The sequence below is a fragment of the Candidatus Hydrogenedentota bacterium genome (assembly GCA_012730045.1).
GTDB lineage: Bacteria > Hydrogenedentota > Hydrogenedentia > Hydrogenedentales > CAITNO01 > JAAYBR01.
This window is the reverse complement of the sequence record JAAYBR010000082.1, coordinates 42,589-65,867: the sequence shown is the minus strand read 5'-3', so window position 1 is coordinate 65,867 and position 23,279 is coordinate 42,589. Positions and strand designations below refer to the sequence as shown.

General features: G+C 65.5%; 16 protein-coding genes. 6 read left to right on the top strand and 10 right to left on the bottom strand.

Going from position 1 to position 23,279, the window contains the following annotated elements:
• Positions 1 to 7: 7 nt before the first annotated feature.
• Entirely contained in the window at positions 8 to 808 is an 801-nt protein-coding gene (locus GXY15_08390; GenBank protein NLV41235.1) for an outer membrane lipoprotein-sorting protein, read from the bottom strand.
• Between the two features lie 57 nt (positions 809 to 865).
• Entirely contained in the window at positions 866 to 3,733 is a 2,868-nt protein-coding gene (locus GXY15_08385) for an MMPL family transporter (protein NLV41234.1), read from the bottom strand.
• Positions 3,734 to 3,891: 158 nt separating this feature from the next.
• On the opposite strand from GXY15_08385, the gene GXY15_08380 reads away from it, so the two are divergent.
• From GXY15_08380 to GXY15_08360, 5 genes are all read left to right on the top strand, one after another.
• The gene (locus tag GXY15_08380) at positions 3,892 to 4,692 is read left to right on the top strand and encodes a hypothetical protein (protein NLV41233.1); all 801 of its coding nucleotides are present in this window, start codon (positions 3,892 to 3,894) and stop codon (positions 4,690 to 4,692) included.
• A 191-nt stretch (positions 4,693 to 4,883) separates the two neighbouring features.
• Entirely contained in the window at positions 4,884 to 6,509 is a 1,626-nt protein-coding gene (locus GXY15_08375) for a hypothetical protein (protein NLV41232.1), read from the top strand.
• Positions 6,510 to 6,660: 151 nt separating this feature from the next.
• The gene (locus tag GXY15_08370; GenBank protein ID NLV41231.1) at positions 6,661 to 8,559 is read left to right on the top strand and encodes a DNA polymerase II; all 1,899 of its coding nucleotides are present in this window, start codon (positions 6,661 to 6,663) and stop codon (positions 8,557 to 8,559) included.
• Positions 8,560 to 8,681: 122 nt separating this feature from the next.
• On the top strand, positions 8,682 to 9,524 hold the full coding sequence (locus GXY15_08365) for a hypothetical protein (protein ID NLV41230.1): 843 nt from the start codon (positions 8,682 to 8,684) through the stop codon (positions 9,522 to 9,524).
• A 91-nt stretch (positions 9,525 to 9,615) separates the two neighbouring features.
• A complete protein-coding gene (locus GXY15_08360; protein ID NLV41229.1) occupies positions 9,616 to 11,406 on the top strand; it encodes a hypothetical protein in 1,791 nt (596 codons plus the stop codon).
• 76 nt (positions 11,407 to 11,482) lie between these two features.
• Here the strand turns inward: GXY15_08360 and GXY15_08355 are convergent, their stop codons facing one another.
• From GXY15_08355 to GXY15_08330, 6 genes are all read right to left on the bottom strand, one after another.
• Positions 11,483 to 12,373: a DUF1559 domain-containing protein gene (locus tag GXY15_08355; protein ID NLV41228.1), complete on the bottom strand. Its 891-nt coding sequence runs from the start codon at positions 12,371 to 12,373 to the stop codon at positions 11,483 to 11,485.
• A gap of 1,015 nt (positions 12,374 to 13,388) precedes the next feature.
• Entirely contained in the window at positions 13,389 to 14,405 is a 1,017-nt protein-coding gene (floA, locus tag GXY15_08350) for a flotillin-like protein FloA (protein NLV41227.1), read from the bottom strand.
• A gap of 45 nt (positions 14,406 to 14,450) precedes the next feature.
• On the bottom strand, positions 14,451 to 14,930 hold the full coding sequence (locus GXY15_08345; GenBank protein NLV41226.1) for a hypothetical protein: 480 nt from the start codon (positions 14,928 to 14,930) through the stop codon (positions 14,451 to 14,453).
• Positions 14,927 to 15,241, bottom strand: a complete 315-nt coding sequence (locus GXY15_08340; GenBank protein NLV41225.1) for a hypothetical protein — start codon at positions 15,239 to 15,241, stop codon at positions 14,927 to 14,929. Before GXY15_08340 ends, GXY15_08345 begins: the two co-directional genes overlap by 4 nt.
• A 1-nt stretch (position 15,242) precedes the next feature.
• Positions 15,243 to 16,910, bottom strand: a complete 1,668-nt coding sequence (locus tag GXY15_08335) for a hypothetical protein (GenBank protein ID NLV41224.1) — start codon at positions 16,908 to 16,910, stop codon at positions 15,243 to 15,245.
• A 52-nt stretch (positions 16,911 to 16,962) separates the two neighbouring features.
• Complete coding sequence (locus tag GXY15_08330; protein NLV41223.1) at positions 16,963 to 17,904, bottom strand: hypothetical protein; 942 nt, start codon at positions 17,902 to 17,904, stop codon at positions 16,963 to 16,965.
• 140 nt (positions 17,905 to 18,044) lie between these two features.
• On the opposite strand from GXY15_08330, the gene GXY15_08325 reads away from it, so the two are divergent.
• Positions 18,045 to 20,519 (top strand): hypothetical protein, encoded by a 2,475-nt coding sequence (locus GXY15_08325; GenBank protein ID NLV41222.1) that lies wholly within the window; start codon positions 18,045 to 18,047, stop codon positions 20,517 to 20,519.
• Between the two features lie 36 nt (positions 20,520 to 20,555).
• On the opposite strand, the gene GXY15_08320 is transcribed toward GXY15_08325, so the two are convergent.
• Together GXY15_08320 and GXY15_08315 are read right to left on the bottom strand one after the other, a co-directional pair.
• The gene (locus GXY15_08320) at positions 20,556 to 22,160 is read right to left on the bottom strand and encodes a radical SAM protein (GenBank protein ID NLV41221.1); all 1,605 of its coding nucleotides are present in this window, start codon (positions 22,158 to 22,160) and stop codon (positions 20,556 to 20,558) included.
• A gap of 190 nt (positions 22,161 to 22,350) precedes the next feature.
• Entirely contained in the window at positions 22,351 to 23,229 is an 879-nt protein-coding gene (locus tag GXY15_08315; protein ID NLV41220.1) for a sugar phosphate isomerase/epimerase, read from the bottom strand.
• Positions 23,230 to 23,279 lie beyond the last annotated feature (50 nt).

The window sequence follows — 23,279 nt, the reverse complement described above, 5'->3', positions numbered from 1 at the left end:
TTCTCAACTACTTCACAACATCCTGCGGGGGCTTTCGCATGAACCGCTCCGTGAAGAGGTCGTCCTGCAGGCCCGTGCTGTACTCCACCTTCACGTAGTCCAGCGTGGTCTCCGTGCCCGCGTTCTTGTCGGTCATGCGGGACTGGGTGACGGTCTTGAAGCCCTGGATGTCCTCGACCTTGAGCGCCTCGGCCACGCGGTAGACGTTTCCGCCCTTCTCGAACTCCACCTTGACGGGGATGAAGGTGCCCTTGTGGATGTACATGGTGTAGGCGTCGAACTCCACGGCGGAGGGGTTCTTGGGCGTGTTCTTCAGGACGTAGTAGTCGGCGGTGGTCTCCACCAGCTCGTGGGTGTCCTCGTCGATCCCGCGGCCGGACACGTCCTCGTAGAAGAAGGTGGACCCCACAAAACTGGTGCGCTCGTCGCTCGCGGCGATCTGCCGGACCACGTCCAGGGCGGGCAGGTACATCCAGCGGTCGTCGTCCTTGCCGACATGCTTCCACACCATGAACACCATCTGGCGGACATCGGCGGGGCGGTGGAAGTAGACGAAGAACTTCTGCTCCTCGTTTTTGTCGTCCGTGTTCTTGCGCAGGATGGTGAACTCGCGCTCGCGCGTGCTCCCCTGCTTGTCCTTGATGGTCATCTTGACGCGGGCGCGCCCGTCCGTCCCCTGGTAATAGGAAACGGCGTTGGTCTTTTTGACGATTTCGTCCACCGTCGGGGCGGCGTCCTGCGCCCACAGGGGCGCCGCAACGGCGAGCCCGAGCGCCAGTCCAAGCAGTTTCATCCGGTTGGTCTTCATTCCGTCAATCCTCCGTTCGTTGGCCCGTTCCCATTCTGGGGCATCGGGCGGCGTGTTTCAACATCCGGGTTTGGGGGGTGCCGCGCATCCGGCGCGGCGGGACATCGCCGCGCACAGGGCCACTGCGGCCAGCACGAACACCAGGCTTCCCAGCGTCCACTGGGTCCAGGTGCCGCCCAGGAACTGCAGGTTGACTGCGACGCTCCCGGCGAAGGCGGCGGCGGTCGCCGCGCAGGTGCAGCAGCTGCACGTGATGCGGCAGACGCGGGACTCGGGGAAGAGCATGCGCTCCAGCACGCGCATGAGGGCGGGCATGATGATCAGCGTGGCCACGCCGGACGCGCCGAGGATGGCGGCCATGAACACGCCGACGGTGTTGTAGGGCACCAGCGGCGCGGCGAGGAGCGGCGTGAAGCCCACGGCGACGGCGATGATGTTGCGCGTGATGGCCCGCGCGGGCTCGCCGAACATCTTCGGGGCGGCCGTTTTCCAGTCGCCGGTTTCCCGCTGCATTTCCCGGGCGCGGGATAGGAAGTGGATGGCGAAGTCCACGGCGAGTCCGAGGGACAGCGCGGAGAGAACCGCCACGGGCATGTCGTAGTCCTTGCCCACGAGCCCGATGACGCCGTAGATCAGGCCGATGGTCACCGTGAGGGGGATCATGGAAAGGAGCCCCCACAGTCCGGAACGGTACAGGACGATCATCATGAACAGCACGACCAGGAAGCTGCCCAGGAAGGCCTGGAGCATGCCCACGACCATCTTCTGCTGCCAGATGACGTTGATGTAGGTGAGCCCGAACCACTCCAGGTTCAGTCCCGCGGGGGGCGGGTTCTCCGCGGCGAAGGTCTCCATGGCCTCGATCACGCGCATCATGTCCTGGTTGTCCCCGCTCTTGAGCTGGACCCACACGCTGCTCTGCCGGTAGTCCGGCGTGACGAAGTGGGACAGGTCCTGCGGGCGGTGGCTGCTCTCGTAGGTGATGATGCACTGCGCCACGGCGTTCGCGGAGTCCGGGATGCGGAAATACTCGTCCTTGCCCTCCATCAGCTCGCGGTACACCGTCTTCACCAGGTCCGCCAGGGAGTTTGTCTTGCCCACGGTGCCCGTTTTCAGCAGGGCCTCCTGCACGCGCTCCATGTATCGGAGCACCTCCGGGTCCTTGAACAGCTCGTCTCGCTGCCGCTCTTTGTCCAGGAAGAACGCGGCCTCCTCCCACGCCGCGCCGGCATCGCCCCCCTTGTCCGCCTCGGCGAGCGCGTGGTCGCCCAGGCCGCCCGCGAGGGTTTTCCAGTCGGGAGCGTTGCCCGCGCGCGTCCGCGCCTCGGCGGCGAGGGCCTCCGCCACCGCCGGCAGGCCTGGATAGTCCCCGGCGTTCTCGGCCGCCCAGGCCGTGAGCCTCTCCGTCAGGCCCTTGGCGGCCCCGGCCGCGTCGAAGGCCGTGTCCGCGGGCCGCAGGGCGAGGTAGGCCATGTAGGTGCCGCCGAAATGCTCGTTGAGCACGCGGTCAGCCACGCGGATGGGGTGTTTGGCCTTGAACCACCGGGTGGGGTTGTCATTGACCTGGATTTGCGAGATGCCGTAGGCGGACACGGCCGCCACGATCAGGGTGAGTGCCAGCACCAGTTTCGCGCGGTTCCAGGTGAAACGGCCGAGGCGTCCCAGCAGGCGGCCCATAAAGGTCGCCCCCTCCTCGTCCTCCGTGTGCGCGGCGCCGTAGCCCTCAAACCCGCGCGCCGGCATGAGCATGATGAACGCGGGCACAAAGGTGACCGTGAACAGCCATGCCACCATGACGCCCAGGGCGACGAAAATGCCGAAGACCTGCACGGGAGGAATGGGTGTGATGGCGAGGGAGGCGAAGCCCGCGGCCGAGGTGAGGGAGGTGTAGAGCATGGGCATGAACAGCGTGCCCATGACGTCCAGCAGCGCCGCGCGACGGTTTTTGTGCTTCTGGTAGCGCTCGTAGAACTCGGACAGGATGTGGATGGAGTCCAGGATGGCGATGGGCATGAGGAAGATCGGGATCATGGAGCTCATGATGTGGATCGTGTTCCCCATGGAAACAAGGAGGCCCATGGTCTGAATCACCACGACCACCGCCAGCACCATGGGCGCGATGATCAGCGAAAGCCTGCGGAAGAACCACCACATGAGCAGGAAGATGACCAGCATGGCCAGGGGGGCCGACACGGCCATCTGGATGAACATCTCCACCCCGAAGGTGTCGTTGGCCACGGGAAGCCCCGTGATGTGGTACTGGTCGTCCCCGGGCAGGGTGGCGATCTTCTCCTGGAGCTTTTTGTACACCCGGTGGCTCAGGGCCTTGGACGTCAGGGGCAGGTACAGGGCCAGCGCCTTGCCGCTCTCGGAAACCAGCGTCCCCTGGAGAAAGGGAATCCGCGCCGCGCGGTCGCGCACCGCGAGCGCCTCCTCCCGCGTGGCGGGGGGCGACGCCATGAGCCACTCGAACCTCACCTCCCCCGGCCCGCCCTGCTCGATGTTGTCCACCGTGGACGGGGCGATCACGTCCACCCCGATCACCCCGGCCCGCTCGTCCTTCTGGCCGATGGCCGCCCCGTGCAGGGTCTTTGCGTACTCCGCCAGCGCATGCACCCGCCCGAGGCTCTCCGGATTGAACACTCCGTCCGGGTGCGACTCGTTCACCACGCCGAGCACCACGATTTCGTTCAGGTCGAAGACCCGCTTCATGTCGTTGTGGAAGACCCGCGCGGGCTCCTCCGCGCTCAGCATGTTCTCCGGGTCCGTGTCCACCCGCACCCCGTTCAGCGCCGGAAACGCGGCGGGAAAAACGGTGGGCAGCGCGGCAAGCAGCGCCAGCGCCAGGGTGAGCGCGCCTATGGAGAGCACGGTGAGCTTGGGACGGTCCACGCCGAAACCGACCAACCGGGCGCCAATGTTCATGAGGGGATTCTCCTTAACGCCTGTATACGGGACTAGGACACTCATCCCACAAACGCCGCTGCGCCCCCGGGCATTCCCGCTTGGGCGCGCACGGTCCCCAGTATACACCGCGGAGCCGCTGTTTGACTCCCCCGGGGGGGGAGGTGGACAATGGTCGCATGCCGTATGTTGAGCAGCCAGAGGACCGTATCTCGCCCGCCGAGCGGGCGGTGTGCTACTACACCCTGCCCCGCGCGGCCACGCCTGTGTCGGCAGGGATGCTCGCCGTGTACGCGGTGCTGCTGGCCGAGGCGGCGGCCGTGCTCTGCTACGGTGCCGCCGCCGACAACGACGGATGGGTCCGCGCGGGGGGCTGGGCGCTGGGGCTCCTGGCCGTGGGCGGACTGGCCTGGTTCTTCCTCATCGCCCTCGCCAAGGATGTCCGCAGGCGGCGTCTTCTGGCCGCCGCCCGCACCCAGACGGCGGCGCAGGACTCCGAAGACCTGCCGGACCCCTTCGCGGGGCATGCCCTGCTGAAACGTCCCCTGCGGCCTGCGGGGGCGCTCTTCGCCTGCTCGGACAACGACGGGTTGATCCACTGCTTTGTGGACGTCCGGCGACCGCGGGCCTTCTGGCGCGTCACCTCCTCGCTGGACGAGCCGCTGTTCGACCTCATGTCCCTTCAGGGGCCCCGCAGTTTCTTCCTGACCCCCTGGAGCGCCGCGCAGCCGGGGCGGATCGGACTATTCCTCCAGAACGAGAAGCGGTTCGAAATCCGGCAGGGCTTTGGCTGGCGCGGCCCCGTGACCCATGTGTTGCCCCGGGGGGAGGGCGAAACCTATGTAATCCGGCAGGGCGGGGTGTTTCACAAAGACCGTCTGGTCGGACGCGTCTACACCCTGCGCCGGACGCTGTACCTGGACATCGAACGGGAGCACCTGGCGGACGGCGTGCTGGGTACCTTCATCGCCGCCCGGTGACCGCGCCTTTTTCGGAAAACAGGGTATAGTTTTTCCAGCGAATAGTGTTTACAATAAGAACTTTCAGACGGCGTGGCAACATTGGAGAGTCCCCCATGAAACGCCCTTTTTTTTGCACAACGGCCTGCTTGGCCGCGTTGGTTTTTGCCTTGCACGGGCAGGGTCTTGCGCAGGCGGAGTCCGAAACACCGGTGCTGATCCTGGCGGACGGTCCGCAGGGGCCGGAGAAGGACTTGGCCGCAGACGCCCTCTTGGCGGGGGCGACGCTGCTCTCCACCCTTGAGGCGAACGCCATGGCGGTCAACGTGTACAGCAAGGACGCCGAAGGCGTCGGGTTCCGCCAGGGAACGGAGCGCATGGACCGGCTGGAGGAAACACTGGTCTACCTATTGGATGTTTTGAATGAATCCGGCGAGTTTGACCTTATGCTCAAGCCGTCTGAGTTTGACGGAGGGGGAGCACTCGCCCAGGGGGGCACGCTCTGGGGAAGTCCCGCCGGAAACGGGGCCGTGTTTCGCCGGCTGACCGAAGGTGTCAAACCTTTTGCCGGCTACGCCGAGATGGTGCTTGTGTTTGACTGGGGGTGGAATTGGAACACCTCCCTGAATCCGCCTGCGGCCGACCAAGTGGACCTTCGCTCCGTGATGCTCCATGAAATGACCCACGGGCTGGGGTTCAGCACCTTTGTGGGAGCAAGCGGGGCAAGCACTCAGGGCGCCGGTATTTACACGAATCTCGACAACCTCCTCGCTGCCGGCAACCCTGTTCTGTTGTTGGTTGACGCTGGGACTTTCGTTGGAAACTCCGCCGCGCTCACCAGCGGGGCTGTTGTGTTTGGCGGTCCGGCCGCCACCGCGGCCTTTGGCGGGACGCTGCCTCCCATATATTCCCCCTCCCCTTTCCTGTCCGGGAGCAGTCTGCAGCACTGGACGCAGGGGGCGGTGCCCGGCGGGGCGGTGATGGAGCCCGCCTATCTGCCCGGTGTGATGAAGCGCGCCTATTCCGGGGTGGACCTTGGGGCGCTGGCTGACCTGGGTTATGTCTCCGCCGCCGCCTCGCCGAACTACGGCGGCTGTCCCCTGGCGTCTGTCACGTTATCCCTCCCTGAGGACACCGTCACGGGCACCACCGCAACGGTGAAGGTGGCGTGCGGCGCCGCCGTCACGTTCAACACCGTCGAGGACTGCCTCCCCACAAAGAATGTCCGGGTGACCTACTCGGTCAACGGCGAGAGCAAGGGCGTCTCGACCGACTACGACGGGGAGTTTCCGGGCCAGGTGAGCCTGCCGGAGGGCGCGTGGACCGTGATGGCCACCGCAGAACGGCAGGATGGCATCGGCGCGGCGGTGACGGCGCAGAAACAGGTGACGGTGGTTGTTCCGCCGAAGCTCCAGGTGTCGCCCACCGCCAGCGCGGTGAGCTTCGGGGAAACCGACGTGTCCACCCCTGTGGACAAGGCCTTCACCGTCACGAACACCGGCGGGGGCACGCTGACCGGCGTGGCGAGCCTGAGCGGCGATGAGGCCTTCTCCTTCGTGGGGGCGAGCGACTTCAGCCTGACGGCGGGCCAGTCGGCGGTGATCACGGTGCGTCTGACCACGGGCAAGAAGGGGGGCGACTATGCGGCCACCCTCCGGTTCACGGCGGGGGAACTGGCTGCGGTGGAACACGCGCTTTCCGGCACGGGACTCCGGACCGGATTCCTTAATTGCGCTGGTACGACCGAAGGCGTATCATACGGGAGTGACGCGGCAGTGGCCGGGATTTTCCTTGGTGTGCTGCTGCTGACACGCCGCCGGGCGGCGCGGGCGAGGTAGGCGCCGGCCCTGAACCGAGAAAATTGACAAAAACACTTGCGGGAAACCCCGCTTTGTGCTAGGATGTCTACCGTACGTTAGGTATACGGAAACCGCAACCAGCAAGAGGGTGAAAGAAATGGCCGAAGAAAACAAAGACAAAGACGTCGCAATGCAGATCGCGGAGGACGCGCGTCAGGCGGAATGGGACGCCGTTAGTTTCACCGCAGAGTTGTTCAAGGGCGACTTCCGCTGGGACCTCATCAATCCCTTTCCGGCCCAGGACGCCGAGGACAAGAAGATCGGCGACGCGTACATTGAGAAGGTCAAGAAGGTCCTTGAGGAGCATGTGGACCCCTACGAGATTGACCGCACGGGCGTGTACCCCCGCGAGGCCCTGAAGGCCATGGCCGACATCGGCCTCTTCGGCATGAAAATCCCCAAGGAGTACGACGGTCTCGGCCTGTCCATCTCCAACTATGCCCGGGTGCTCGGCGTGGTGGGCAGCTACTGCTCCAGCACGGTCACCTACCTGTCGGCCCACCAGAGCATCGGCGTGCCGCAGCCGCTGAAGGAGTTCGGCACCCCCGAGCAGAAGAAGCGCTTCCTGCCGCGCCTCGCAAAGGGCGAAATCTCCGCCTTCGCCCTCACGGAGCCCAACGTGGGCTCGGACCCCGCCAAGATGATCACCGTGGCCGAGCCGAGCGCGGACGGCACCTACTACACCCTGAACGGGGACAAGCTTTGGACCACGAACGGCTATGACGACCTGACCACGCTCATCGTGGTGCTGGCGAAGACGCCGGACAAGGTGCTGGCTAGCGGGAAGAAGATTCCCCAGATCACGGCGTTCGTGGTCGAGTCCAACATGCCCGGCTTTGAGCGGGCCCGCCGGTGCGAGTTCATGGGCCTGCGCGGCATCGCGAACGCGGCCCTGGTGCTGCGCAACGTGAAGGTGCCCGCCGAGAACATGATCGGCAAGCCCGGGCAGGGCCTGAAGATCGCCCTCTCCACGCTGAACGTCGGCCGTCTCGGCCTTCCCGCCGCGGGCCTCGGCGCCGGCCGGGCCTTCCTGGAGGAATGCCAGTGGTGGGCCACCAGCCGCGTGCAGTGGGGCCAGTCCGTCGGCAAGCACCAGTCCATCACCAAGATGATCGCCAACTATGCGGCGAGCCTGTTCTCGATGGAGTCCATGGTCTCCCTGACCTGCTCCCTCGCCGACCGTCAGAACACCGACATCCGCCTGGAGGCGGCGGCCGCGAAATACTACTGCAGCGAGACGCTGTGGAAGATGCTGGACGATTACATGCAGGTGCGCGGCGGCCGCGGCTATGAGACGGCCCTTTCCCTGTACAACCGCGGCGACCGCCCCTCCGCCCTGGAGACGGTCTTCCGCGACATGCGCATCGGCCGCATCTTCGAGGGCTCCTCGCAGGTCATGCACCTGATCATGGCGCGCGAGGCCCTGGACACCCACTATAAGCTGGTCATGCCCCTCATCATGCCGAAGCCGGGCCAGAAGGAAGGCAAGGTTTCGCTCCTCATGAAGGCGGCCAAGTTCTACGTGAAATGGTATCCCAGCACCTGGATGCCGCCGCGAAGCCTGGCCTGCAAGAACCTCAACGGGGCCAACCGCGCGCACCTTTCCTACGCGGCGAAAACGGCCAAGAAACTGGCCCGCACCCTCTTCCACACGATGGGCAAGTACCAGGCCAAGATGGAGTACGAACAGCTGATTCTTGCCAATTTCGTGGACATCGGCACGGACCTCTTCGTCATGGGTTCGTCCCTGGCCTATGCGGAGCACCTGCTCGGGCTCAATCCGGCGGACCAGACCCCGCAGGACCTGGCGGACCTCTTCTGCAAGGAGGCGCGCAAGCGCATCGCCATGAACTTCAGGGCCGTCAAGTGCAACCATAACCGGATGTACAAGAAAGTCGGCGCGGAGCTCATGGACGGCAAGCTCAACTGGCTGGCCAGCGAGTGCATGAACCCGATCCCGCCGAAATACCGGGACTACGAGAAGAACGACTACGACCACCCGGCCTCCGACCTTCCCAGCAAGGACTAGGGGGACGACAAAGCGCCTTTTTCGGGCGGACGGAGCACCTGCCCCGTCCGCCCTCCTCTTTTGCCACGCAGGCTTCGTGATATACTTCGGGCAGGGGATTGGCCCCGTCTGGAGCGGGTGTGATGGCCCTCTGGAAAACACAACTGCGCTTCGTGGCCGGCATGGTCGCGGGCGTTCTCGCGGGAATGGCCGCCTTTGGCATGCTGGGGGGCGTTCCTGAGGGGATTACTGCGGAGACGAAGGCGGTCCCCGTGCTTTCGGCGGGGCCGGCCACGTTCCCCGCCGGGGTGGCGGCCGCCGTTCCCGTGTCTCTCCACATTCCCCCGGACCCGGCAAATGTCCCCGCAACCGCCGTGGTGGTGCTGGAGGCCTCCGCCCCTTGGATGGAAATACGGGATGTCCTGCCTGCGGACGGCCTCGAAGCCGCTGGAAAGGGCCTCTCCTTCCGTCTGGCGGACGGCGTTGCGCGGGTGGCGGTCTACGGCGGCGACGTCCCCCTTCCCCAGGGGGTGCTCTTCCATGTTGTGACACGGCTTGCCGCGAACACCCCCTCCGGCGCCGCGGGCGGCTATTCGGAGGGCCCCGGAGCGAGCGCTGCGGGAACCGATGCATTGCCGGTTTCCCTCGCGTTTGAGGGCCCCGGCGTGACCATTGCCGATCCCGGGGGACAGCATTCGGGGGACTATGTTGCGGACTGGCGGGTTTCCGTCTCGGAACTGCTTCGAATCATCCAGTTCTACAATACCGGGTCCTTCCACTGCGACCCCGCCACCGAGGACGGGTTTGCCCCCGGCCCGGGGGACGCGGCCTGCCCCGCGCACAGCGCCGACTACGCCCCGCAGGACTGGGCTGTCTCCCTCTCGGAGCTGCTCCGCGTCATCCAGTTCTACAACGCCGGATGTTACGGCCCCGCCCCGAACACCGAGGATGGTTTTGCCCCCTGCCCCTTCTATTCCCCCTCGTGAGGGTGGCAAGCCGGGCTTGAGCGGCAGCGGCCGGGTTCCCCATAATGCGTTGGGTGCCGGCTGACAACCGCCCGCCAAAGGAATCCCCGCCATGAAATCCCGCCCACAGCCCCGTTTGGTCTTCCTTCTCTTGGCCATCATGGGGTCGGTCTGCGCTTCCGCCAACGCTGCCGGTGATGCCGCGACTGCCCCGCGCTATCCACGCCGACCCGCCTGGACAGACACTGCGGAAGCCGCCGCCCCCTTCACCTTCGCCATTCTCGGCGACCGCACCAGTGGCGGCGAGGAAAACTGGCCCCTGTTTGACCGGGCGGTGGACGCCATCAACGCGAAGCCCCACGATTTCGTCATCACCACGGGGGACCATATTCCCGGCCACATGGAGGACCGGCCCCTGTGGGAGTCCCAGTGGCGGGAATACTGGGCGCATGCCTCGCGGCTCACCGCCCCCCTCTGGCTCGTTCCCGGAAACCATGACATCGCCAACACCGCCTGCCACGGGTTCTGGCGGGAGGATCTCGGGGACACCTATTACTCCTTCACCCACAAGGGCTGCCTGTTTCTGGTTCTGAACACGGAAGAGGAGCGCTTTGACGGGCGGGGCCCCATCTGGCAGAAGATGTTTTTCTACGCCGCGGAATCGCTCACAAAACATCGCAGCGCACCGCATACCTTTCTTTTCTTTCACAAACCCATGTGGAGCGACCCCCGGTTTGAGGAGGACTGGCGGCAACTTGTTGCCCTCATCGGCGACCGCCCCTGCACGGTCATTGCGGGACATGAGCATTACCTTGCCACCGAACGCCGGGACAACCTTCTGCTGGTGATCCAGAATGCCACGGGAGGCGGGATACACCTGAGCAATGCGAAGATTTACGGCTGTTATCATGGGTATGCGGAGGTGTCCGTGTCAGAAACGGCTGTCACCTATGCAATCGTGGAGCCGGACGGAACCCGCCACGACCCGGAGGAATCCCCCCTGCGTTTCCGGAAACAAATCGAAAACCTGCTCGTGCTTGCCGCAGAAGAGCCTCCCCGCCCCGCCCAGGAGGGTGCCTGGGGGGTCAGCGGAAAGGCCGACACGGTCAACCCATTTCCTGTTCCCATCACGGTAAGGGTGCGTGTGGCGCTTCCCCACGGCTCCGGATGGACTCCCGCAGGGGAAACCCGCGCGGCCCGGCTGGAGGACGGGGAACTCGTCGTGGAACAGGCACTGGCCCCCGGGGAGCGGCACACCTTTCCCCTGGCATTCACCGTCTCGAATGCCGCCCTGCCCTTCCCGCCGCCGGTGGCGCACGAGGTGCTGCATGGCGGGGCCTGGCTCGAAAACGAGGCCATGCGGATGGAGCAGGCCCCCGTTGTCCCGATCTACCCCGGGGACGCGTGGCGCGCGGTGCGCCAGTGGCGGTTTGCCGGCCCGGTTCCCATCGGCCCCATGGCGGACGAGAAGGGAATGCGGGACGATCCCAGAACGGCCTGGCCGCAGCTGTTCGCCCCAACGGGACACGAGGCGGGGCCGCCGGCCGGGGATACGGCGGAACAGTGGCGTCCCGCCACGGGAAACGCGGCCGGACTGGTCAACTGCAACGCCCTCATGGGGACCGCCGACCTGGCCTCCGCGTTCTTCGCCTTCGATGTCGTTTCCCCGGGGGAGCTTTCCACCCGCGCCCTGCTCTATGCGGACAACTACGCCCAACTCTATGTGGACGGCGTGCTGGTGGAGCAGGCCCAGGCCCTCTCCGCCCCCGGCGGGTTTGTGTACGTCCCGGTGCGTCTCCGCGCGGGCGCGAACCGTATTGTGGTGAAAGTGACCAACAACCGCGGGGACTGGTTTTTCCGCTTCCTGCTGGCCGATACGGCAGGCGGGCTGACCCTTCCGTAGCCCCCAACAAAAGAAGCGGGGGGCGTGTCGCCGGACACGCCCCCCGCGGGAACTCACGCGCGGTCAGGCCGGGGGATCAACCGCCGGTCAGCACGGAAAAGGCCCTGGAAACGGGGCTCTTTGCCGGACCGGGGAACCGCACAAACTCCACATGCCCGTCCATGTACAGGACGTTCGACCCGCCGGGGATGTGGTTGAAGTTGTCCGCCTTCACGCTGGCGGTGTCCCAGAACACATAGACTTCGCTCTGGGCCTGGGACGAGGCGCCCGGATTGTTGATGTCCGTGATGAAGAACCGCTCGATGCCCTCGCGGAGCCGGTGGACCGTGCGGCCGTCCGGGGCGGGCAGGGTCATGTCGCCGTCCAGTATGCTGAAATTGCCTTCGTCCACCTCATCCTGAACCGTCTGCAGGTACGAGGCCAGGCCGAAGTTCAGGTAACCGGCCCCGAGGGCCCCCATGAGCGTGTTGGGGATGTCGGGCGAGTTGGGGTCAAGCGGCCCGGTGTAGACATCCTGAAGCGCCCAGCTGATGTACACATAGGACAGCGAGTCAAACCGGCAGGGATTGACGGGGTTCTGGGGGTTCCCGTCAATGTGCCATCTTCCGGAGGCGAAACTCTCCGCTCCGTCCGCGTCCGACGGGCACACCAGGATGTTCGGGTCGGTCAGGTACTCTGGATAGACCGTCTCGCCCTGGATCATGAAGTCAACACCGGGGTCAATGCACGGCTCGCCCGGCACGGAATCATCCTCGCCGCGGTGGTGAACCAACGGAAAGGACTGCCCTTTTGACTCGTTGGCATACATCTTGAACACCAGCCCGACCTGCTTGAGGTTGTTCTGGCAACTGGACCGTCGCGCCGCCTCCCGCGCCCGCGCCAGTGCCGGGAGCAGAATGGCGGCCAAAATGCCTATGATGGCGATGACCACGAGCAACTCGATCAACGTGAATCCTGTTTTTTTCATGACGCCGCTCCTTTTGGGTATGCGGGAGACTTCCCGCGTTCTGACACCAAACAACGCATCACGTCCCTTTCGGTAATCTGCTCTACAAATAATCTACCACGAATCGTCTTTTTTTGGCAATCCCCCGCAGCAAAAAAGAGCAGGATGAACGCCTGTTTGCGAACAAACGGCGTTCATCCTGCCAAAAATGATATTACCAATAGGTGGGGGCGTTCCTCGAATCGGGTGCGGGCGAATTCCGCAAACCGAGAGGCGGGCCTAACACCTCTCGCAGGACGATTGCCCTGCCCAGCGCCCTGCCGCCGGCAAAAAGGCGGTGGTTCCTCTGGTCCGCCGCCCGGATGGCCCGTACCTGCACCTCGCGGCGGGCCTGGGCCTGGCGTTGTTCGCGTTCCTCACTCCGCCTCGTTTGGGCCCGGGCGGTTTCGTCCGGTCTTCCCCCCGCCACACGCATTTGCGCGGCCATGGCGGGAACCGGTGCCATTCCGCGGGGGGGGACGGCGGGACGAACCGGCGCCACTGGAGAAGTGCCCTGCCGCGGCATGCCCACAGGGCGCGGCTGGGGCCTCCCTTGAGGTTGTCGGACGGGTGGGCTGTTCGGACGTTCGGGGTTGCGGGGCACCCTGTTCGGCGGCGCGGGAGGGGCCGCCGGCCGGGCCACCACCACGGGACGAACGGGTGCCGCTGTGACTCCGCGCGGGCGCGCAGTGGGGATTTCCGACCGGTCCCCGTAGAGGATGCGGCGGGTGGCCTCCGGCAAATCCGTGTGCGGGGGGGGGCCGGCGGGCCGGGGGGCCTCCCCGCCCTCTCCGTAAAGGACGCGCCGCGTCGCCTCGGGGAGCTCGGGCCGCCGGGAGAGCTCCTCCAGGTGGCGGCTCTCCTCCTCGGCCTTCTTGCGCGCCTCGCGTGTCTTCTGCGCCATGCTCACTCCGGCGATCACGATGAAGACGATGAACGCCAGCAGGTTTTCGAATCCCATCGGCATCCTCCTTCGGTTCCGAGGCTTGTCCGCGCGTTACTGCTGAACGGGATCGCCCGCCTCCGTGCCGCCCTCCGCGCGGGAGATGGACTCGCGCATGCCGGTGTCGGCCACGATGTTCTTCATGCGGTAGTAGTCCATGATGCCCAGGTTGCCCTTCTTGAAGGCCTCGGCCATGGCCTTGGGCACCTCGGCCTCCGCCTCCACGACGCGGGCGCGCATTTCCTGGACCATGGCGACCATTTCGGCCTCGCGGGCGCGTGCCATGGCGCGGCGCTCCTCGGCGCGGGCCTGGGCGATCTGCTTGTCCGCCTCCGCCTGCTTGATCTGGAGGTCGGCGCCGATGTTCTCGCCCACGTCCACGTCGGCAATGTCGATCGAGAGAATCTCAAAGGCCGTGCCCGCGTCCAGGCCGCGCGCCAGCACGGTCTTGGAGATGGAGTCGGGATTCTCCAGCACCTTCTTGTGCGACTGCGAGGAGCCGATGGTGGTGACGATGCCCTCGCCGACGCGGGCGATGATCGTCTCCTCGGTGGCGCCGCCGACCAGGCGCTTGATGTTGGTGCGCACGGTGACCCGGGCCTTTGCCTTGAGCTGGATGCCGTCCATGGCCACGGCGGCGACGACGGGCGAGCCCTTGGAGGGGTCGGGGCAGTCAATGACCTTCGGGCGGACGGAGGTCTGCACCGCGTCCAGCACATCGCGTCCCGCCAGGTCAATGGCGGTCGCCTGCTGGAACGAGAGGTCAATGTTGGCCTTGTTCGCGGCGATAAGCGCCTGCACCACCTTGACCACGTTGCCGCCGGCCAGGTAGTGCGTTTCCAGCTCGTTGGTGCTGATGTTAAGGCCCGCCTTCACGGCCATGATCCGGCTGTCCACGATCACGGCGGGGTTGACCTTGCGCAGGCTCATGCCGACCAGGCTGAGCCAGCTGACGCTGGCCTCTGACAGCCAGGCGCGCAGCCACAGGCGCACGTAGGAGATGAAGACCACAAACATGACCAGCACGGCGACCGCCACGAAAAGCCCCAGCACGGCTACAAACGGACCCATTTTCCTGTTCCTTTCAGTTCGGTTCCCGGCGCCCGCGGGGGCGCGTTATTGACTGTCAACGGCCTCAACGACAATCCGGCTTCCGTGCACCTCGAGCACGCGCACCGGGTGCCCCTCCTCCACAAACCCGCCGTCGGTGACGGCGTCCAGCCGCTCGTCCCCCACGCGGATCACGCCCGCGGGGCGCAGGGCGGTGACGGAGACGCCCTCCCTGCCCACCAGCGACAGGTCGCTTACGGCGCTCACAAACCCGTCCTCCGCCCGCTGCGATGTCTGCAGGGTGAGGAGCTTCAGCGCCTTGGTGCGCGTGAGCACCCAGAACCCCAGAATAACGGAGAGGGCGGCGCCTGTCAACTCGCCAAAGATGATGAGGACGGCCTGCTCGGGGTAGGCGTATACGCCAAGGGCGCCGCTCGTGAGGACAAGCAGGGCGCCCAACATGCCCAGCACGCCGCCTGGAAGGAGAAACTCCGCGAGGATCATGCACATGCCGGCGATAAAGAAGAGAAGGACCCATCCGATCATTTCTTCTGCCCCCCGCCGCACGATTCCAGCAGCGCGATCAACTGCGAAATCTCCACACGTATGCCCAGGAGCACGCGGCTCTTGTCCGCCGGGTCCTTGGGGTCACCCTCTTCCAGGGGGGAAAAGGTGCCGAGCAGCGCGGAGTCCAGGCCTGGAAGCGTCCTGGCAAGACCGAGCATCTTGTTGTAGCGGCTGGCGAAGGGGACGCAGGTGTAATACCCGGAGCCCTGCGAGGAGACGATCTCCATCTCCTTCAGCAGCTGGCGCAGCATGTGCAGCGGCGCCTGAAAAGTGTCGTTGCCCGTTTCCATCCTACGACTCCTCCTGTTCCCGCACCACGTAGCGGTTTCCTTCGACCTGGATCACCACAATGTTCCGTCCCGGCTCCACAAACTCGCCCCGGGTCATCACGTCCAGTGTGCGGCTGCCGAACCGCCCGCGTCCCGCCGGACGCAGCATGGAAACGGCCACGCCCGTCAGGCCGAGGGCGGCCTCGGCGTCCGCATGGGTCTGAACGGCGTAGCCCGCCTCGGCCAGCTGGGCGTGCGACTGCATCAGCCCGCGCGCCACGGGGGTCGACGGAAACACCTTCCACATGAACAGCATGAACAGCAGGAAGGTCCCCGCGGCCACCATGATGGAGACGCCGGCGTCCGTGAGGCGCATGAAGTCCCACGTATACTCGGGGATGGTCACCCGGGTCAGGGAGAGGTAGACGCCCAGAAGGAGGCACACAATGCCGCCCGCCCCGGCGAGGCCAAAGCCGGGAATGACAAATATCTCTGCGGCCAGCAGGGCGAACCCGGCGAGCACCAGCGCGACGTCCATCCAGTCCGCCATGCCGACCACGAGCCGGGACCCGAAGTAAATGGCCAGGCACGCCGCGCCGATGAACCCCGCCCAGCCGATGCCGGGCGTCTTGAACTCGAGATAGATCCCGGCGACGCCGCACATGAGGAGGAGACCAGCGATCAGGGGCGACGTGAGGAAGGTGAAGAGGCCTTCGTCCCAGCGCATGGCCATGCGCTCCGGCGGCAGGGTGCGCAGGTCGTATTGCGCCAGAGCCTCCTCCGGGGAGTCCAGGACGGCATCAGCCAGCCCCAGTTCAAGCGCCTCCCTGCTGGTGAGCGTCAGAAGCTTTCCCGCCTCCGTCACTATCCGCGCGTCAGCTGGAAGACCGGCGCGCTGCGGAGCCACGCTTTTAGCTTTTGGCGCGGCCTCCGTTGCTCCTGTCGGGACGTCTTCCGTCTTCCCCGGGATGTCCCCTGCGGCATTTTTCACCAGTTCCTTCAGGTCCTGAAGGCCCTGGTTCCCCTCCTCGTCCAGCGCCTCAAAAACGACGTCCAGCGCCGATCCGGGCTTCCGCTCCGCATCCTCTCGGATGCCCTCCACCACTTTTCCTCCGCTCACCTTGACAATCAGCATCTCCCGCCCTTCTTGTGGAATGCCGAAAAGCTCGATGTCCTCGTCCACCATCGCCTCCCCGAGCAGCGGGTTGTGCCCCTTCAGTTCCCCGAGGGCGCGGTATTTCGCGCGCAGAAAGGACATGGACTTCTCGTTCACCTGGTCCGCCGCCTCGGCGGCGGGCATGAAGGGGGTGGAGGCGCCGATGTTGGTGCCCGGCGCCATGACGATGTAATCGCAGGCGTAGGCGATCAGCGCGCCCGCCGAGATGGCCCCCTTGCCCGTGACGTACGCGATCGTGGGGCAGGGGGCGTCGAGAATGTGCTCGGTGATCTCAATGGCCGAGTCCACGCGGCCCCCGAAGGTGTCAATGACGAAGACCAGCGCCGCGGCCCCGGGGGCCTCCTCCTGCACGGCCCGGCGCACCAGCACGGCCACCCCGTCGGAGATTTCGCGGTCAATGGGGCACACCACGGCGCGGGGAAGCGGCTCGCCCTCCCCGTCCGCCTGCCCTCCGGAGAGGAGAAGCAGCGCGGCGCACAGCGCCAAACCATGTTTCCACCCGGCCCGTATCATGGAAGTACCCTCGGGAAGAGTATACACCAGAACGCGCCCGGAACTTCCCCCGCTATTTCGCGCCCCCCCCCTCAGAACGGACGTAGGCCTCGTGCAGTTTTTCTATGCCCGCCTCCTCGGCGCTTCCCCGGTGAATCACCACCCGGTACTTCAGCGTGAAGGACTTTCCGGGTTCCAGATCGTAAGGGGTGGTGTGGGGCCACGACTGCCCGAGAAACCCGTAGTTGCGCAGGATCCACCCGGGATGCGGATATCCGGGCAGGGAGGGATGCTGAAACACGGCCAGGCCGGAGAGTTTCTCCGAGCCCTTCTCGACAGCAATGGACACGTCCGCCCACGGCGAGGCGAGTTCCAGCACATCCTTCTCGATCTTTCCCGTGGCCGCCGTGAAGTGCATGGGCTTGCGCGCGGAGTCGGGCCGGAGGCAGAGACCGCCATATCCCTTGTTGCCCGTGGTCGCACCGCGAATGGTAATGGTTTCCTTTCCGACATTCTCAAACCGCAGTGTGAGGTCCATCGGGCGGGCGTCCCCCTCGACGGGCAGCACAACCATCTCAGCGGTCTCCCGGACGAGCGGGGTGTCCGGGGCATCGTCGAAAACCCACACGCATTCGGCGGTGAGCCGGGCGGACTTCTCATCCGCCTCCTTCGTCAGCCACTTCACGAAAACCTGCCGCGCCCCGTCCAACGACCAAACATCCATCTTGCGCCCGGCGACGGTGCTGTCGGGCCAGGCCCAGAAAAGGCCGCGGTGGTGGAAATGGTCCCAGGGGAAGTCCTCCGTCAGCACCTCGCCGTCCAGTCCGTAGAGGGGATGGATGTAGCCCCCGCGGGTGAACCGCTCCGGAACAAGTCTGGGGGCCTTGACTGGATCGGCGCAGTACACGAAAACGGGCGCGCCATTGTCCAGCACCGTGACCTTTCCGGCCTCCTCCGCGAGCGAGAACGCGCCCGAGGCGGCCAGGGAGGCCAGCGTCATCAGCAAAAAAGACATGTTCGATCCTCCAACAGGGTTCGTCCGCAACCGCTATCATTCTTCACTCCGGGACGGCCCCGGGTCAAACTTTGCGGAGCAAGGCGTTGCGCTTCCGCGGACGGGCGGATACAATCACCTCAAACCAAGGAGGTGCCCCCATGCGTTCCGCGATCCCCCTGCTGCTTCTGGCCGCCCTGTCCGCCCCGGTCTTTTCCGATGAGCTCATCATAGACCCATCGGCCGTTGTCCGCGAGACCAGCCCGATGCTTTGGGGGGTCTTCTTCGAGGAGATCAACCATTCCGGCGACGGCGGGCTCTACGCGGAGATGGTGCGCAACCGGGGATTCGAGGACAACCGCGTGCCCGAGGACTGCACCGATGACGCGGAGGCGTTCATCAGCCCGTCGGGATACCGTCTCGAAAAGGGGGATCAGGCGGTGCCGCTTGCCGGATGGAAACTGGTGGAACACAACGCGCGGGCGCGCGTGCTGCTGGAGACGGACACGCCCCTGAACGCGCAGGCCCCCACCTCCGCGCGCGTTGTGGTGGAGTCGATCGGGGAAGACGGATGGGCGGGGCTGGAAAACGGCGGCTTCTGGGGCATGCATGTGAAGCCCGGCGGGCGCTATGCCCTTTCCCTCCATGCCCGGGGAGAAGGGGTTGCCCTCACGGCCTTCCTCGCCTCTCGCGACGGAAAGCGGCGTTACGACACCCAAGTCCTTGGAGTCACCTCCCCGGAATGGCGCCGCTTTGAAGCCGTCTTCTCTGTGACGGAAAAGGACGCGGAGGCCGTGCTGGTCCTCTGCACGGACCGGCCCGGCACGTTCAGCCTGGACATGGTGTCCCTGTTTCCCGAAGATACCTATCTTAACCGGAAGAACGGCCTGCGGCCGGACCTGGCCGGAATGATCGCCGCGCTGAAGCCCGCGTTCATCCGCTTCCCCGGCGGGTGCATCGTGGAGGGGTTCACGCCCGAGACGGCCTGGGACTGGAAGGAGACCATCGGCGACCCTGCGGCGCGGCCCGGACGCCAGAACCTCTGGGGGTACCGGGCCACGGACGGCCTGGGTTACCATGAGTTCCTCCAGTTCGCCGAGGACATCGGCGCGGCGCCGATCCTCGTGGTCAACTGCGGCATCACCTGCCAGGGCCGGAATCCGATCTTCCAGCCGATGGACGCCCTGGACCGGTATGTCCAGGACGCGCTGGACGCGGTGGAGTACGCCATCGGCGGGCCGGAGACCGTCTGGGGGGCGAAGCGCGCCGCCAACGGGCACCCGGAACCCTTTGACCTGCGGCACATCACCATCGGCAACGAGAACGGGGGGCCGGAGTATCAGGAGCGCTACGACCTCTTCGCGCGCGTTTTCCGCGAGAAGTATCCGGACATCCAACTCATCTCCAACAGCCCGGTGCCAGGGTCGCCGACGGACTACGAGGAGCACCACTACTACATGAGTCCGCAGTGGTTCGCCGCCAACGCGGAGAAGTACGACGCCTACGACAGAAAGCTCCCCAAGGTCTTCGTGAGCGAGTATGCGGCCAACACCGCCGCGGGAAAGGGGAATCTGGAGGCCGCCGTGGGCGAGGCGGCGTTCATGATCGGTCTGGAGAACAACAGCGACATCGTGGCCATGGCCGCCTACGCCCCCCTCTTCTGCCATGAGAACGACCGCAAGTGGCCCGTCAATATGGTCGTCTTCGACAGCCACCGCGTCTACGGAACCCCGTCCTGGCATGTCCAGAAGCTCTTCGCGGAAAACCTCCCCGACCGCCTCCATGCCGTGGACTATCCCCGCCTCGGGGAGGAAATCTCGCTGCGAAAGGGCCGCATTGGGGTCGGCACCTGGCGCACCCGGGCGGAGTTCAAGGACATCGAGGTGACCGGACCGGGCGCGTCGCCGGAACCCTGGCGCGCGGCCGACCACCCCGGGGACTGGACCTTCTTCGACGGGGAATGGTCTGTCGCGGACGGGGTACTCTCCCAGTCTGACCTGGGCCCCAACCGGGTCGCCCTGGCGGGAAGTCCCGACTGGACCGACTGCACCCTCCGCTTCAAGGCCCGCAAACTGGCCGGAGGCGAGGGGTTCCTGGCGCTCTTCCGCGCCTCGGACAGCGGCACCTGGCACTGGATCAATCTGGGCGGCTGGGGCAACACCGCGCACGGCCTCGAGTCGTGCGTGCAGGGCGCCCGCTTCGGCGAGTCCCGGCGACTTCCGGGAAGCATCCAGACGGGGCGCTGGTACGACGTAGAGGTCGCCGTGAAACAGGAGACCGTCACAGTGACGTTGGACGGCGTGCGGGTGATGGAAGAGCCCCTGCCCTCCCTTCGCACGCCGGGCATCACGGCCAACGCGGGGGGGGACACGGAGACGGGGGACCACATTATCAAGGTCTCCAACTTCCTCGACCGGGCGTGGGAGACCACCGTCACCCTGAAAGGCGTTTCCGGCCCCCTGGAAGGGACGGCGACCGTCCTCTCGGCGGCGGAAAGACCCGCGGAGAACAGCCTCGGCCACCCCGGCGCGGTTGTTCCCAAGACCACGGCCGTGCGGTTTCCGGAGGCGTCATTCCCCCAATCCTTCCCCTCCTGCTCTTTCACGGTGCTGCGGCTGCGGCAGGCAACCAGATGATCCCAGAGGGGAGACATTCCCCGGAACGGGGGATTGCTATTCGGCCCCAGTTCCCGCCCCCCTCAACACCCTCGCCAGCGTATTCTTCATCCAGACAGCCTGGTCGAGAACGCCGATCTTGCCCAGCGCCTTTGCCAGGGACGCCCGCCACAGCCGTCCCTGGATGTCGCGCCCAACGAACGGCGCCCGGTTCCGCTCTTCTGCGGAGAGTATCCCCTCTTCCCCCAGGCTGTCGAGATACGTCTTCAGGAAGCGCCTGCTGACATTGGGGCACTTCTGCTCCACCGCTCTGTCGCTCCGGTCCAGGGAAAGCCCCAACTCGAGCATTCGGGACTGGAAACGCTTCAGCCGGTCCAGCCGAATGTCAAGGGTGTTGCGGCCGTCCCGGGTGCGCCATTCGGCGGTGTGTCCATGGTCCTTCATTTCAATGCCGAACTCCCCCCTGCGTTTCCACAGGTCGGAATAGGCGACATGAAAGGTGGCCACGCTGACCACGCAGTCAATGTTGTCTCGGTTTCTCTCGATGAAACGGATGGTCGCCTGGAAATGCTCCTCCGTCTCCGTGGGGAACCCCACGATGATGTTGATCTCGACGCGCATGCCCGCATCGCGGCAGTTCCGCAGAAACTCTTCTGCCGACCTCTCGGTGTGGTACTTGTTCATGCCCTTGAGCGTCTCGTTGCACCCGCTCTCGAGGCCGATGATGGCCACGGTGAGGCCGGAGCGCCGGAGCTTCTGGAACAGCTCGGGCTTCATGCCGCGGTGCGCCATGAGGTTTCCGCCGTAGTCCACCGACAGTCTGCGACGGAGAATCTCGTCCGCCTTCTCCTCCAGGACCTTTACGCTTCCGTTCATCAGCGGGTCGTTGTAGATGAAGAACTGGGTGCCATAGCGCTCCTTCAGGAACTGGAGTTCGTCCACCTGGTGCACGGCGGATCGAGTGCGGTATCCCGGCGTTCTGTGCCGGTCATTGCAGAAGACGCGCCTCCCGATGCACCCCCGGCTCCCCATCAGCGGAAGGTCCGGGACATCATAGAGCCCCAGGTCCACCTCCTCGAAAGTGGGCCAGGCGATCTCGTCGAGGTTCTGGATCAGCGGCCGGGGCACGGTGAGACGCCAGCAGTCGCCGTCCGGCAGGTAAAGGCCTGGCACCTCCTCCAGGTTCTTGAAGTCGCGGTCAAGGACGTCGCGCAGCGTGTGCTCGCCCTCGCCCGTGCAAATGGCGTCAACGGCTCCGGGGGAGACACCGTACAGGTCTGTGTGATAGTAGAGGGCATACCCGCCGAAGATGATCTTCTTTCGGGGGAAACGCTCGCGGACCATGCGCGCGAGGAGCAGGGACATGTCCCGGTTGGTGGCGGTGACTGAGAAGCCGACCACGTCGCCCTGGATGCGGTCAATGTCGAGAAACGCGGCCAGGAAATGGAACGCCCCCTTGACCCACCCCTGATGGTAGACCGGATCCGTCCAGAAGTCCCCCATGCCCAGACGGCGGCACAGGTCATACAACTCGATGTTGTAGTCCAAATACTGCACAGTGCGTCCGAGAGACCGGAGGCGCTGGCAGATGTAGGCGGTTGAACAGGCCGGCTCCCGCGAATCCCACTTGGGCGCCATGATGACGGTCATATCAACAGACATTGAATCATTCCTCCGCTGCGGTAACTTTCCTCGCCCAGTATATCAGAGGTGCGGGCCCACAGTGAACCCCGGGCGGGTGTGCCCGTGCGCCCGGCACGGCGCCCGTTCAGGCTTCCTTGCGGGACGGAAAATTAGAAATGGCGTCTCCGCGCGGGGGGTGCGGAGACGCCGGAACGGAGACTGGGGGAGGCTACTTCGCCAGCTCCTTGGCGAACTCCTCGAAAGCCTTCACGCACTGGGAAATCTCGGGGAGCGAGTTGTCCCAGTTGTGCTCGTACTCGATGCTGAACACGCCCTTGACATCGCGCTTCTTCAGCTCGGCGAGGATGTCCTTCGCATTGCAGACGCCGGTGCCCCAGACCACGTCATGCGCCTTGGGGTTGCCGAACTCGTTGAGGTCCTTGAAGTGCAGGGAGACGATGCGGCCGGCGTCCGCAAGCGCGATCACGGCCTCCTTGGGGTCCACGCCGGACCGGGGCCAGTGGCCCGTGTCGGCGCAGGAGCCCACGCTCTTGCTCAGCCCGTCGGTGGCCTTGAGCACCGAATTGTAGTCCCAGTACATGCTGGGCTTGGGGTGGTTGTGGATGGCGACCTTGATGCCGTACTCGTCCGCGAGCTTGGCAACGGCCGGCAGCTGGTTCTTGGCGGGCTCGGAAACGATGGTCTCGATGCCCATGGCCTTGGCAAAGTCAAAAAGCTGGCGGGCCTCGGCCTCATCCTTGGAAATGCCGACCACGCCGTAGTTCACCAGTTTGACGCCCTTGGCGGCGAGATAGTCCAGCACCTCTTTTTGCAGTTCCGCAGACATGGCGTGGTCAAACTTGACGTCCTCCGGCTTGTCCTTGCTCAGGCGCTGGCCGGGGTAGGCCTCGATGTACTTCAGGCCGATGGAGGCCGTCTTGTCCACCGCCTCGTAGAAGGTGAAGCGGTTGAAGCTGTAGGCCTGGCAGCCGACGCGCCACCCGAGGGACTCCGCCGTGGGCGCGCCGCCGGTGTACAGGTCCTGGGAAACCGCCGGAAAGGCGACCGCGAGGCCCGCGGCAAGCACTAGCAGGGAAACATGGTTCATGGTCATTGTCCGTACTCCCGTCCCCTGGGAACCAGGGGCATGATTCGTTT